The sequence below is a fragment of the Brevibacillus sp. IT-7CA2 genome (assembly GCF_949767855.1).
Taxonomy (GTDB): domain Bacteria; phylum Bacillota; class Bacilli; order Brevibacillales; family Brevibacillaceae; genus Brevibacillus.
Genome location: NZ_CATKQT010000044.1, coordinates 526,705 through 539,472, shown reverse-complemented (window position 1 = coordinate 539,472; position 12,768 = coordinate 526,705). Strand labels below are relative to the sequence as shown.

Annotated in this window: 11 protein-coding genes and 2 riboswitches; of the genes, 1 reads left to right on the top strand and 10 read right to left on the bottom strand. The window is 49.6% G+C overall.

The genetic code is table 11. The features are described 5' to 3' along the window. Complete coding sequence (locus ACM6JA_RS22245; RefSeq protein ID WP_414854080.1) at positions 1-1,533, top strand: aldehyde dehydrogenase family protein; 1,533 nt, start codon at positions 1-3, stop codon at positions 1,531-1,533. 23 nt (positions 1,534-1,556) lie between these two features. Here ACM6JA_RS22245 and ACM6JA_RS22240 read toward each other — a convergent pair whose 3' ends face one another. The 10 genes from ACM6JA_RS22240 to ACM6JA_RS22195 all read right to left on the bottom strand — a co-directional run bounded on the left by ACM6JA_RS22240 (position 1,557) and on the right by ACM6JA_RS22195 (position 12,768). Beyond that, a complete protein-coding gene (locus ACM6JA_RS22240) occupies positions 1,557-2,675 on the bottom strand; it encodes a Ger(x)C family spore germination protein (protein WP_414854079.1) in 1,119 nt (372 codons plus the stop codon). Continuing rightward, positions 2,672-3,760, bottom strand: a complete 1,089-nt coding sequence (locus ACM6JA_RS22235; RefSeq protein ID WP_414854078.1) for a GerAB/ArcD/ProY family transporter — start codon at positions 3,758-3,760, stop codon at positions 2,672-2,674. The genes ACM6JA_RS22240 and ACM6JA_RS22235 overlap by 4 nt, the downstream gene beginning before the upstream one ends. Positions 3,761-3,764: 4 nt before the next feature. Continuing rightward, a complete protein-coding gene (locus ACM6JA_RS22230; protein ID WP_414854077.1) occupies positions 3,765-5,267 on the bottom strand; it encodes a spore germination protein in 1,503 nt (500 codons plus the stop codon). A 126-nt stretch (positions 5,268-5,393) separates the two neighbouring features. After that, the gene (gene ribE, locus ACM6JA_RS22225) at positions 5,394-5,858 is read right to left on the bottom strand and encodes a 6,7-dimethyl-8-ribityllumazine synthase (protein WP_039959874.1); all 465 of its coding nucleotides are present in this window, start codon (positions 5,856-5,858) and stop codon (positions 5,394-5,396) included. A gap of 15 nt (positions 5,859-5,873) precedes the next feature. Beyond that, positions 5,874-7,073: a bifunctional 3,4-dihydroxy-2-butanone-4-phosphate synthase/GTP cyclohydrolase II gene (locus tag ACM6JA_RS22220; protein ID WP_414854076.1), complete on the bottom strand. Its 1,200-nt coding sequence runs from the start codon at positions 7,071-7,073 to the stop codon at positions 5,874-5,876. A 16-nt stretch (positions 7,074-7,089) separates the two neighbouring features. Beyond that, positions 7,090-7,746: a riboflavin synthase gene (locus tag ACM6JA_RS22215; protein ID WP_414854075.1), complete on the bottom strand. Its 657-nt coding sequence runs from the start codon at positions 7,744-7,746 to the stop codon at positions 7,090-7,092. A 19-nt stretch (positions 7,747-7,765) separates the two neighbouring features. Further along, positions 7,766-8,872 carry a bifunctional diaminohydroxyphosphoribosylaminopyrimidine deaminase/5-amino-6-(5-phosphoribosylamino)uracil reductase RibD gene (ribD, locus tag ACM6JA_RS22210; RefSeq protein ID WP_414854074.1) on the bottom strand — a complete coding sequence of 369 codons (1,107 nt, stop codon included), beginning with the start codon at positions 8,870-8,872 and terminating at the stop codon, positions 7,766-7,768. Between the two features lie 135 nt (positions 8,873-9,007). Further along, positions 9,008-9,152: riboswitch (FMN riboswitch) on the bottom strand. A 112-nt stretch (positions 9,153-9,264) separates the two neighbouring features. Then, positions 9,265-9,413, bottom strand: a riboswitch (FMN riboswitch). A gap of 67 nt (positions 9,414-9,480) precedes the next feature. Next, positions 9,481-10,149: an HAD family hydrolase gene (locus ACM6JA_RS22205; protein WP_414854073.1), complete on the bottom strand. Its 669-nt coding sequence runs from the start codon at positions 10,147-10,149 to the stop codon at positions 9,481-9,483. Positions 10,150-10,297: 148 nt separating this feature from the next. Further along, a complete protein-coding gene (locus ACM6JA_RS22200) occupies positions 10,298-11,230 on the bottom strand; it encodes a c-type cytochrome (RefSeq protein WP_414854072.1) in 933 nt (310 codons plus the stop codon). A gap of 158 nt (positions 11,231-11,388) precedes the next feature. Next, the gene (locus tag ACM6JA_RS22195; RefSeq protein WP_414854071.1) at positions 11,389-12,768 is read right to left on the bottom strand and encodes a sigma-54-dependent transcriptional regulator; all 1,380 of its coding nucleotides are present in this window, start codon (positions 12,766-12,768) and stop codon (positions 11,389-11,391) included.

The following is a 12,768-nucleotide window of genomic DNA, read 5'->3' as shown; positions in this document are numbered from 1 at the left end:
ATGATGGCAGTCATGTCCATGAAAAATCCCGCCACTGGTGAGCTGCTTGGCTCTTTACAGGAAGTGACTCCAGAACAAGTAGAAGACGCGATGGCACGTGCGCGTCTTGCCTTTCCAGCTTGGTCCACTACATCGTTGGCCGAGCGTCTGGACTATTTGACACGGTTGCGGCACTATTTAGTCGATCACGGCGAAGAAATCGCCCGAAAAATTAGTGAGGCTACCGGAAAAGTTACATTGGAAGCGTACATGACCGAAATTTTTGTCACTGTCGACACGATCCGTTTTTATGAAAAACATGCCTATCAGATGCTGGCCGATCAGCCGGTACCAACCTCTATCGTGCTGTGGCCGAAGAAATCGTATATCCACTACAAGCCGATGGGTGTCGTCGCCGTCATCTCTCCGTGGAATTATCCGTTTCAGCTCGCCATCATTCCCGTATTATCTGCCCTCGTATCAGGCAATACCGTTATTTTAAAACCTTCCGAGGTGACTGCTTCTACCGGACTGCTCATTGAAGAGGTGTTTTCCGCTGTTTCTATGCCGGATGGAGTCGTGGCCGTCCTGCATGGGGGACGTGAAGCTGGACAGGCGCTGGTGGCTGCGCGCCCAGATAAAATCTTTTTCACAGGCTCTGTCACGACAGGCAAAAAAATTATGGCGGCAGCGTCGGAGCATTTAATCCCGGTAGAACTAGAGCTGGGCGGAAAAGACCCGATGATTGTGTTTGAAGATGCTCATCTGGAACGGGCAGCAAATGGCGCGGTGTGGGGGGCTTTTACGAACTCCGGGCAGGTATGTATGTCTGTTGAACGGCTTTTTGTCCATGAAAACGTATACCCTGAATTTCTCAAGCTGGTCACCGAAAAGACAAAAGCATTGCGCCAAAGTTATCCGAATCAGGCCGAGGTCGGTTCGATGACGTCTTCCCAACAAATCGGAATTGTCCGTGAGCATGTGAACGAAGCACTGGCTGCGGGCGCGACCGCAGTCACCGGAGGACTTCCTTCCTCTGACAGCATGTATATCGCGCCGACCATTCTCACAAACGTGACGAGTGACATGAAAATCTTGCAAGAAGAGACCTTTGGTCCGGTGTTGCCCATTATGACTTTTGCCACCGAAGAGGAGGCTGTCCGCCTGGCTAACAGCTCACCGTACGGGCTGAATGCCTCGGTATGGTCAGCCGATAAAGCAAAAGCGGATCGCGTAGCTCGTCAGCTCGACAGCGGTAATGTGTGCATCAACGACGTCATTATCAGCTACGCCAATCCCCATCTTCCTTTTGGCGGGGTCAAACAGAGCGGCATTGGCCGTTATCGCGGACCTTCAGGATTGCAAGCCTTTACGCACAGCATCTCTGTCATCCATGATCCGGGCAAACGCAAGCGTGAGTTCAATTGGTATCCGTATACGAAAGATCAGGAGCTCACCTTTATCGGTTTGACGAACCTTTTGTACGGCAAGCTCCAAAATGTAAATCGCCGGACTTTGGGAGCGATCTGGCGCGAATTCAAGCGTCTGTTCTAACCACGCTGGAATGCTGCTGTTCCTTATTTCAGTGTGCCAAAGCCGACGATATCCACATGAACCTTGACGTTGAATTTCGCTTTTTTATAAAGGGCGAGACCCGTTTCCCGTGTCCATTTGCCATAATATTTTTGGCGAATGCTCTCCTCTAGCTGCGCCGGGTCAACCCCTTGCTTTTGAAAACGAACCAGCATCTCCATACTTTCCTTTTTGATCCGTTTCTCAAGCTCTTGAACCAAGGTCCGAAATTGAGCCCGCTTCTCCAAATCCTTGCTGCCTGAATAGCCCACCAGCATCCCTCTTACCCGAAGCTCGATGTTGATGACAGGCTTTTTCAGGCTGCCTTTGCTTCTTACTTTCGTTTTTGCCCGCACAAAATCGAAGACGACCTTTTCCGTTTGTTTTTTACCTCTCTTCGTCTCGTGCTGGAACTCGAAGCTCATACGGGGCAAGCGTTCTTTACCCAGAAACCCCTGAACCAGCTTCCCCTCTCGCTGTGAGTACATTCCGATCATCCTGTCTACTCGAAAAAGGGCCGCCTTGGTGATCTGAATCTCTCCGTCACTGTGGATGAGATAAGGAACATTAGGGTCCATCGTGTTGCTGGTCATCATAAAAACAAAATCGTGAATGGTCGCAAAAGACGAAAAGGCCGTTTCCACTCGGGGACGTAGCAGGTTGTTCAAATACGTGTTGATTTCCGGCCTGTGGTTATAGGTTCCTTTGATGACATCTTTCGCTTTTCCTTTTACGATGGCAATGTATACATTTTCTCCTACAATCGGATTGCGATAGAGATCAAGGATGACTTTTCCGATCCCTACTTTTCGCGCGTATTCTTCACTGAACAAAATCACACGCAATTGCGAGAGGGACACGGTTCTCTCTGCTTTTGTCGCGAGATTCAGCATCGCCTCGCTCGTCATCGAGGCATGAGTTGAGTACACCTGTGTGGACTCCTTATTTTTGGAGGGAACTGGTACCGATACGGTGATATCGATCTTTTCACGATCCACATAATCGAAGCCCATAACCCCAATCATGGCCATGTCTTCCAATGCCGGCCGTTCGAGTTCGCTCCCACACCCGCAAAGGCTGAGCAAGAGGATAACCGTAGCAATGAACCAGCTCGCCCTCTTCATGATACCCGCTCTCCTCTACCGAACCTCAAGGAATGCAGCAATAACAAAAAAATCGGCCACAAGATCAATCCATAGGCTATATAAACAGTCACCTTGTCATAAATGTAGCGTTGTTTTTCTACAGATAATGGCCCCACAATGAATAGAAACGAAACGATTGTCGGTAAAAGCAGATGCCACAGCCTCGTCTTTTCTGCCATCTCTTCAAGACCTGTACGCGCAACCCACAAGTATCCCGTACTCGTGCTGAGAATGAGGAAGACCCAGAGACCAATCCCGAGATTTTCGATCCGTTCCAAAAAAGACAGCTCTACAGCCTTAAACAAATTCAAAATGGGATAAATGAGATTGTCCATTTGCCATTCGGAAAAATAAGCTACGCTTGTGATCAGGATCATGACGTACAACAAAACCACGATCCATACCCCAATCAGCACATGCTTGTGTGCCTTGTTCTTCTCTTGGATATATGGGTAGAAAAACAGGACCAATTCATACCCAAGCATGCTCGCGTAAGAATTGTGCACCGTTTCGGCTATACTGCGCCAATCTGTATTAAAAAGAGGAAAAATATGCATCATTCCTCCCTTTTGAAATCCGTACTGCAAAAGAAAAACCATCCAGCCCGTAAAAAAGAACGTTAGCAGGCAAAAACGCGCGATCAATTTAATGCCGCCGTTTGTAATGTAGACCATGACCAAAGTCAATCCAAGCAAGGGCAGTGTGACAGTCTGATTGCTCAGCATGGAGGTTTGCACCAGCCTAACGTAGCCTTCATTCGCGGTAGATACATTCAGAATGGCGTAGACGATGATCAGGATATTGAAACAGCGTCCCAGCCATTTTCCCAACAGCTTTTCGTGAATCCGAAAAAGATTATCCTCTGGATAGCGTCGGCACAAGGCCATCATCGGAAATAGCGTTAGGCTGACGATGCATCCCAGCAAAATCGGAGACCACCACAGATCGTAGCCCATTTTGCTTGCATGATGAGCTAGTCCAAGTAAATTAACCCCAACCATCGTATTCATAATCAATCCGATTACCAGGATCGGATTCAGGCTGTGAATTCTCCCTCTATCCATCTCCCTAATCCTCCCCAACTGGCCGGACATGCTTTTGCTTTGACCGGGACATGCGGTTGCGATTGACGATAAACCTTAATGGTGCACGTACGAGACTATTCATCAAATCGGTCCATTGTCGCGGAACCCCCGGAGCCATGTACGGCGTCCCAAGTGATGTCAGATTGAGCAAGTGTGCGAATAAGAACGCCAGCGCCAGTAGCTGGCCGTACATGCCCAATACACCTGCCATCAAGATGAAACCGTAGCGAACGAGCCGAATCGCATTACTCATCAAAAAATTGGGTGGCACAAAAGAAAGCAGTGCCGATACGGAAACAAGGACGATCAAGATATTACTGGCTAACCCCGCTTGTACTGAGGCTGTCCCGATCACGATACCGCCAACGATACCGATTGTCTGTCCGATTTTAGTCGGCATGCGTATCCCCGCTTCCCGCAGGATCTCGATGACGAGCTCAATAATAAGCACCTCGATCACGGGCGGAAAAGGCACCCGACTACGTGATTCAGACAAAATTGTCAGTAAAGCAGGGGGAAGCATTTCCGGATGATACGTCAAGACAGAGACGTAACTGGATGTGAGCATAATGGTGATAAATAAACCGAAAAAGCGAATCATCCGCAGCAAGCTTGCCGTTGACCATCGATTGTAAAAGTCTTCGGGGCTGCTAAACATCTCCAGAAAGGAAGTCGGGCAGATTGCAGCATCCGGGCTGCCATTCAGCATGATCACAATTCTACCGTCCAACAAAGCTGCTGTTGCATTGTCAGGCCGCCCAGTCAAGCCAAACTGCGGGAACGGAGAGTACGGCTTGTCCTCCAGCATTTGCTTCAATATAGGCATCCCGACAAATCCGTGGTAAATAACATTGTTGATCCTTTTTTTCACGCGTTCCACATTTTCCGCGTTCGCGATATTGTCCAAATAAATCACAGCTACCTTGTTCTGTGCCTCGGTGCCAATCGTGTAGCTCGATACTTTCAGATGAGGCGTTGCGAGCCTTCTCCGAATCAAAGACAAATTGATCTCCAGCATTTCAACAAAGGAGTCTTGCGGTCCAAGGACGGTCGCCTCCGTCTCGGATTTTGTAATGGAACGATGCGCGACCTGAAAAGTATTCACATGCAGAATGAGATCCCTTTCCAGGAAAAACAAGATGGTATGACCGCGTAGCAAGTTACTCATCAACGTCTCCATATCGTCGAGAACACATTCCTGTGAAAAAGGGAGCGCCTGCATCGGATCTTTACCATCGGAACGTTGCAACGGAAGAAAGACATTCTCATAAATCTGGGACACATCCACCAGCGTATCGAGAAAAAAAACGTGTACCTCTTCGTCATTCATCTTCAATGACAAGCTGCTGAGGTCATCCACGTTTTGCATGCATTGTTTTACCATATCCGGTGTAATTTGTTCGCTTCGCCGCGCTTGAACCGAACCGATGCGCCGCTTTGCTTGTATGGCCTCTACTTGCGTTCTCCACCAATCAGTCGGCTTCACGCTAGATCCCCCCTTTATTCAGGAAAATCTTTCTTACTTTGACCTGTCCGTGGTGATTTTATCCAAAAAAATAGAAAACGGGAGCCGAAGCCCCTGTTGAAATATCTCGTTCTCCATATGAACTGCTTAGGCGAACTGCTTGGATAAATTAGCCATTTCGATCGCTGCCGTTGCTGCTTCCCAGCCTTTGTTGCCTGCTTTTGTTCCCGCACGCTCGATGGCTTGCTCGATGTTGTCTGTCGTCAAAACACCAAAAATAACAGGTATCCCAGTCGATAGAGATAGGGACGCAACTCCTTTTGCGGTCTCATTGCAGACGTAATCGAAGTGCGGAGTGGACCCACGAATGACAGCTCCCAATGTAACAACCGCATCATAGCGACCGGATTCCGCCATTTTTTTAGCGATCAACGGAATTTCAAATGCCCCCGGTACCCAAGCCACGTCTACCTGCTCATCTTCTACGCCATGACGCTTCAGGGCATCGAGAGCCCCTCCGACTAGCTTGCTTACGATCAATTCGTTAAAACGTCCTGCCACAATCCCTACACGTAAACCTGTTCCAACTAAATGTCCTTCAAAAGTTTTCATGCTCATTCCCTCTCCTTATCCGTGCAGATGAAGCAGGTGACCCAGCTTCTCTTGTTTTGTTGATAGGTACTGTTTGTTGTGCAGATGCTCCGGCATTTGAAGCGGCACCCGTTCTTCTACTGCTAATCCATAACCGGTAAGCCCTCGGATTTTTCGTGGATTATTAGTCAAAAGCCGCATGCGTTGCACTCCTAAATCCCGCAAAATCTGTGCACCAATACCGTAATCTCGCAGATCAGCGGCGAACCCTAGCTTTTCATTAGCCTCAACCGTATCCAAGCCTTCCTCCTGCAGCTTGTAGGCACGTAGCTTATTAATCAAGCCAATACCTCTGCCCTCCTGGCGCATGTACAATAAAATGCCACGTCCGTTCGCTTCGATCTGTTCCAATGCAGCGTGCAGCTGTGGACCGCAGTCGCAGCGATGAGAACCGAAAATATCTCCAGTCAAGCACTCCGAATGCACGCGGACAAGAATGGGCTCATCCGGTCCGATCTCTCCCTTGATGAGAGCCACATGCTCTTTGCCATCCAGCTCATTCGTGTAGGCGGCAATTCGAAAATCACCGTAGGCGGTCGGAAGCTGCACTTCGATTTCCCTTTTCACCATGGATTCCGTCCGCATCCGATACGCTATCAAGTCTGCAATCGTAATCAGCTTGAGATCAAAGCGGCGTGCGATCTCTACCAATTGCGGCAGACGTGCCATGGAGCCATCCTCGTTCATAATTTCGCAAATGACTCCCGCCGGTATGCCCCCCGCCAAGCGAGCCAAGTCAACTGCCGCCTCCGTATGTCCCGCTCTGCGCAATACACCGCCGGACTTCGCGATTAACGGAAAAATATGTCCCGGTCTGCGGAAATCTTCCGCGGTCTTCTGATCATCAAGCATCGCCAAGACAGTCTGAGAGCGCTCATGAGCGGATATCCCTGTGTGTGTACTGCCTTCATCGATGGACACGGTAAAAGCCGTTCCCTGCTTGTCTGTATTGGACTTCACCATCGGATGGAGCTGCAAGCGAGTTGCGTGCTCTTCTGTCACCGGTACGCAAACGAGTCCTCTCCCATGTGTAACCATGAAGTTGATCATTTCAGGCGTAGCCGCTTCGGCCATGCAGACAAAATCTCCTTCGTTTTCCCGATCCTCATCATCTACCACGATGACCGCCTTGCCCTGACGCAAATCTTCCAATGCTTCTTCTATGCGATGAAACATGCTTTCTCCCTCCTTCTCACGCGAAGCCGTTTTCCTGCAAAAAGGCTAGACTGAGCCCGCCAGATTTCTCTGTACCGCCATGGTTTTGATAACCTAACAAACGCTCCACGTATTTGCCAATGACATCTGTTTCGAGATTCACCAAGTCCCCAGGTCGTCTGTCTGCAAGACTCGTATTCGCCAGCGTATGCGGAATGATCGAAACGGTAAAACCGGTATCGTTTACGTCCACCACGGTGAGACTGATGCCGTCTATGCAAATCGATCCACGGGCAATGACATACTTCAACAGCTGCGGTTTGGCCCCAATCCGAAACATGACAGCATTCGCATTCACCTCTCGTGAAGCAACCATTCCGGTCCCATCTACATGTCCGGAGACGATATGCCCGCCAAAACGGTCCCCCAGCCGCATCGCTCTCTCCAAATTCACTTGCTGTCCGCTGCGTAATTGCCGCAAGCTCGTCTTGTTCATCGTCTCTGGCATCACATCGACGCTAAACTGACGATTCGTATAAGAAGTAACCGTAAGGCAAATGCCATTGACCGAGATACTGTCCCCGAGCTTTACCCCTTCGAGTACCTGCTGTGCGCGGATGACCAGTCGACTCGCCTGCTCGTTCCCTTGAATCGCTTCCAACACGCCCACTTCTTCGACCAGTCCCGTGAACATGCTCTCTCCTCCTCACTCGCTACGTCTGATCCTCCCATTGTGGGTACCCGATGATTTGTACATCACCTTTCCCGATCGGTGTGACAGTAACATTTGTCAGCTGTACCGCTTCTCCCATCGTCGCAAAGCCTTGACCACCGAATGGCGAGGGCGCGCCGCTTCCCCCGATCAGCTTTAGCGCGATATGGCCCACGACCTTTTGAATCGCTCTCGCCTGCAAAAAGGAGCCATTGACTTCCTGCCCGCCTTCCACAAGCAACGAGGTAATCCCCAGCTCTCCCAACGTATTCAGCACCTTTTCCACGCGAATTGGCCCTGCCGTTGTGATGACCTTTACTCCTCTTGCCGCAAGCAGCTCCTGCTTTTCTCTTGGGGCTGCACTTGTCGTAAAGACCCATGTCTTCGCATCTGCATTCTGGACGACACGGGCATCCAGCGGCGTCCGTAATTGGCTGTCCAAAATCACGCGAACTGGCTGGCTTCCAAAACGCTGCTCTTCCTGACGTGCCGTCAACAGTGGGTCATCTGCGAGAATCGTCCCAACCCCAACGAGGATCGCATCGTGCTGCCTGCGAAGTTCATGCACCTCTGCCCGAGCCTCTGCACCAGTAATCCACCGACTGTGTCCCGTGAACGAAGCGATTTTCCCGTCCAATGTACTGGCCGTCTTTACCGTCACAAATGGACGTCTGGTTTGGATGTAATGGAAAAAGGCTTCATTGAGGGTCTTCGCTTCCTCTTCTCTCACGCCCACCGCCACTTCCAGCCCTGCTGCCCGCAGCATCTCCATTCCTCTTCCCGCCACCAGTGGATTCGGGTCGAGCGTCGCTACAACGACACGACGTACATCAGCTGCAATCAACGCCTCTGTACACGGCGGTGTTTTCCCGTAGTGACTGCAAGGCTCCAAGGTCACGTACACGGTCGCACCTTGCGCTTTTTCCCCAGCCATCCGCAGTGCGTGCACCTCAGCATGGGGCTCTCCTGCCCGCAGATGCGCTCCCATTCCCACGATGGTTCCATCCTTCACAATCACAGCTCCGACCATGGGATTCGGACTGGTTTGGCCTCGTGCCGATCGTGCCAGTTCCAGCGCCAGGTCCATGTACTTGCTGTCCTGTTCCATACCGCACTCCTTTCTGTTCCATCATTCCAGCCAAGCACAACGCAAAAAGCCCTTGAAACCTCAAAGCGTTTCAGGGCATAGGGAAAGAAGCCTTACCTCATCCGTTTTTAAGAAAAAAACAAATGAAGAAAGCAGAAAAATCTTCTTCCATCCGGACTGTACCGTCGGCTCTGGGTTTTCACCAGATCAGTCGCTGCAAGCGTGGTCAGCGAGTCGCGGGCTCAGACGTACGTACGCCATTACCGCCGGTCAGGAATTTCACCTTGCCCTGAAGATTGTCGCTATGAAGTTTTATGAAAAATAAAAACGCCCATGAATATTATGCTCAGGGCGTTCAGAAAGAAGCCTTGTTTCTACCGTTTTTTGAAAAAAACAGCGAAACAGGCCGTTCCAAATACCTTCTCCCATCCGGACTGTACCGTCGGCCTTGGATTTGCACCAAGTCAGTCGCTATCAACTGCTTACAATAGCGAGTCGCGGGCTCAGACGTGCGTTCGTCATTACCGCCGGTCGGGAATTGCACCCTACCCTGAAGGCTGGTATTCAGTTAGGCAAAGTATAGCACATTTTTCGCTATTGTCTGTAATCATTTATTGGAGAAGTGCACTTTACCCTTGCTCGCACTTTTCAAGAACAGTCAAGAGTTCTTTCAAATCATTTATGTATGCCTTTGGCACAACACCATTTTGCTCCATGTCCTGCTCGTTCCCTTGATAGGCAATAAAAGCAACTTGTCCGTCGCAGGCCGCCTTACCATCGATCCACGAATCCCCGATCATCGTCCAAGCCGAAACAGGCCAATCTGGCTTGCGGCTGCGGATATAGTGGATGCCCGATGGAGATGGCTTCAAGGTCGTCATCTGCTCGCGGGCGACGATTTCGTCAAAGTAGGAGGCGATTCCCGTCTCGTTCAACGCCTCCTCTGCGGCGGCATAGGCGTTGTTGGTCAGGATATACAGCTGATAGCGGTTCTTCAGCTCCTCTAGCACTTCTACCGCGTGCTGCTCCAACACAGCGCCATGCATCCCTTCTTTCTCGATTTCGGTTACCGCATCCCACATCGCTTGCTCCAGCTCTCTCGTCATCTGCTCCGCTTTTCGTCCGATCTCAATGAGCTGCGATGCGGTATACTTTTCCCACTCAAGTGTTGGAGAAACGATCCCATTATCCACCCATAGCTGAAAAATGGCCCGCTTCATCTCGGTAAAATTGATCCTGGATTGCAGCAAGGTGTTGTCCATATCGAAAATAATGCCTTTTTGAAAGGTTCTGCTCATTTTGGTGCCTCCTTGTTTGACAATACGCCATGCTGGTTCAAGAGTTCACCCATGTGGATGATACTTCCATTTTATCAAAAAGAGGACTATCCCTCAGTCATTTTATAACTTTTGGGACAGCCCCTTTTTGGGGTTAGATATTGAGTTCCTATTGTTTCTTCTTGGCGCTGTCTACTTCATACGGTACATCCTTTGGAACGCCTCCAGCTGGCCAGTCTTGTGCCTTTTTGGCAAAGTCTGGACGCGGCTTGGACAAAATATAGGCTGCTAGGTCCGCTGCTTCTTGATCCGTTAACGACCCTTGCTTGATACCGCCCATTTCCCCTAAAGGCATGTTGCGCTGAATGTAGCCAGCAGCTTTGGAAATTCGGGCCATACCTGCACCAATATTGAAGGAGTTATCCCCCCATAGCGCTGGTCCAGAGTTTGGTCCTGTTCCTGAACCATCAGCTGCATGGCATTGCAAACACGATTTTTGAAAGAGGGCTTCTCCATTTGCCACATTCGGTTGAGGTACGCTCTTCATATCATTTTTCTCTATCCACGGGCGCTCTTTAATTCCTACTGGTACATCTGTTGAAATATACGTCAGATAGGCGACCATCGCTCTCATTTCATCGCTGTTGTAAGGCAATGGCTTACCATTCATGCTTCGTTGAAAACAACCATTGATGCGATCCTCGATGGTAAGCACTTTGCCTGACCTTGGAATGTACTGGGGATAGACTGCAGTGACACCCGTTAAAGGAGAGGTAGCATCCATTCCGGCATTACCGTGACAGCTAGAGCAGGAGAGCTTATTCCCTGTGTATTCAGGGATCACTGTGCTCGTTTCATTCATTAACTTATGTCCATACTTAATCGATTCTCCCAATGGCCCTTCTGGCACCTTGTCCATACTAGGCGGGGTGTAGGAATCTAGATTGATCGCTCCAGCTGCCCCACTCGCCGTTTTATCTTTGGCCTCACTCGCTGTTGAGGTGGGTTGAGCGGTCGGCTGTGTAGCGCAGCCTGCAAAGACCAGCATCGCCACTACTACCATAGACAGCTTCTTCCAGCCTGTCTTCTCTTTTTTGATCATAGGTCTCACTCCTCCATGTTGATCGTGCATTCACTATAGGAGAGTAGCAAGAGGCGTGCCATACGATAGAAGCAGGAAAATGAACGGCTTGACGCTTCCGAGCAGCAAGAAAAAGAAAAGACCATGCCAAAATGTCATGGTCAGTACACGACAAAATGTCACGGTCGCAGCTCGTACTCTTCGATTTTTCGATACAGGTTGCGTACGCTGATCCCCAGCTTCTCAGCTGTCTTGGTCTTGTTCCATTGCAGAACGTCCAGCACATGCTTGATATGTTCTCGCTCTACATTTTTCAGTAAAAATGCCTCTTCCTCCCCAGTTTCTGCTGATGAAATGAGCTTCCTATCTGACGGGGTGTGAGGTACTGACTGCTCGTGAGGAAAGAGATCCTTGTCGTCAATTTCCTCTCCTTTTGCCAAAACGACAGCACGTTCGATCATATGAGCCAACTCTCGAACATTCCCCGGGAATGAGTAGGCCAAAAGAGCTGCCTGCGCTTTCACAGAAAGCGGTTTGACTGGATACTTACGCTTGAGTCGATTCAAAAAGAAAGCCGACAGTGGCAAAATGTCCTCTCTTCTCTGAGTGAGAGGTGGAATCGTTATATCCATGACATGCAGCCGGAAATAAAGATCGGATCGGAACGTTCCTTCTTCCACTTTCTTTTCCAGGTCGGCATTGGTAGCAGCAATGATACGAACATCCACCTTGTGCAGAATCGGGCTCCCTATTCGGCGAAATTCGCCGGTTTCCAGAAAACGGAGCAGCTTAACCTGCAAAGGAAAAGGCAAATCCCCTACTTCATCCAAAAAGAGCGTCCCCAGGTGGGCAATCTCTACAAGTCCCTTTTTTTGAGCAGTTGCGCCTGTAAAGGCTCCCTTTTCGTGCCCGAACAGTTCACTTTCCAGCATCGTTTCTGGTATCGCCCCCAAATTGATCGGTACGAATGCCCCTGTTGCTCGCTCACTACATTCATAAATGAGTCTCGCGATGACATCCTTCCCTGTTCCACTTTCCCCTTTCAGAAGAACGAGAAAATCCGTACTGGCTACTCTCTTGGCAGTAGCTAGGACCTCTTTTAGCTTCGGGCTTTCCGCAACGATTTGAAACGTCGTTTTCCCGTTTGTCGATAGAGCTTCTCTCAACTGTTGATTTTCCTCGGTCAACAGCTGTTTTTCGACGGCCTTGGAAATCAAAACCTCCAATTCATTGAGATTGTAAGGTTTTGTCAAATAATCATAAGCGCCGCGTTTCATTGCTTCGATAGCTGTTTCGATAGTTCCGTGTCCGGTCACAACAATGATTTGAATGGCAGGAGAAGTTTCCTTGCACCATTGCAGAAAAGAGAGACCATCCATCCCGGGCATTTTCAAATCAAGCAGAATGACATGAATCGTTTCGCTGGTTACTAGCTTCTGTGCACTGATTCCGTCAGATGCTTCCAGCGTGGTATATCCTTTTCTCTTTAATCGACTGGTTAATAGATGGCGGAAATCTGCTTCGTCATCAACGATGAGTATACGTGTGTCAGCCTGCAT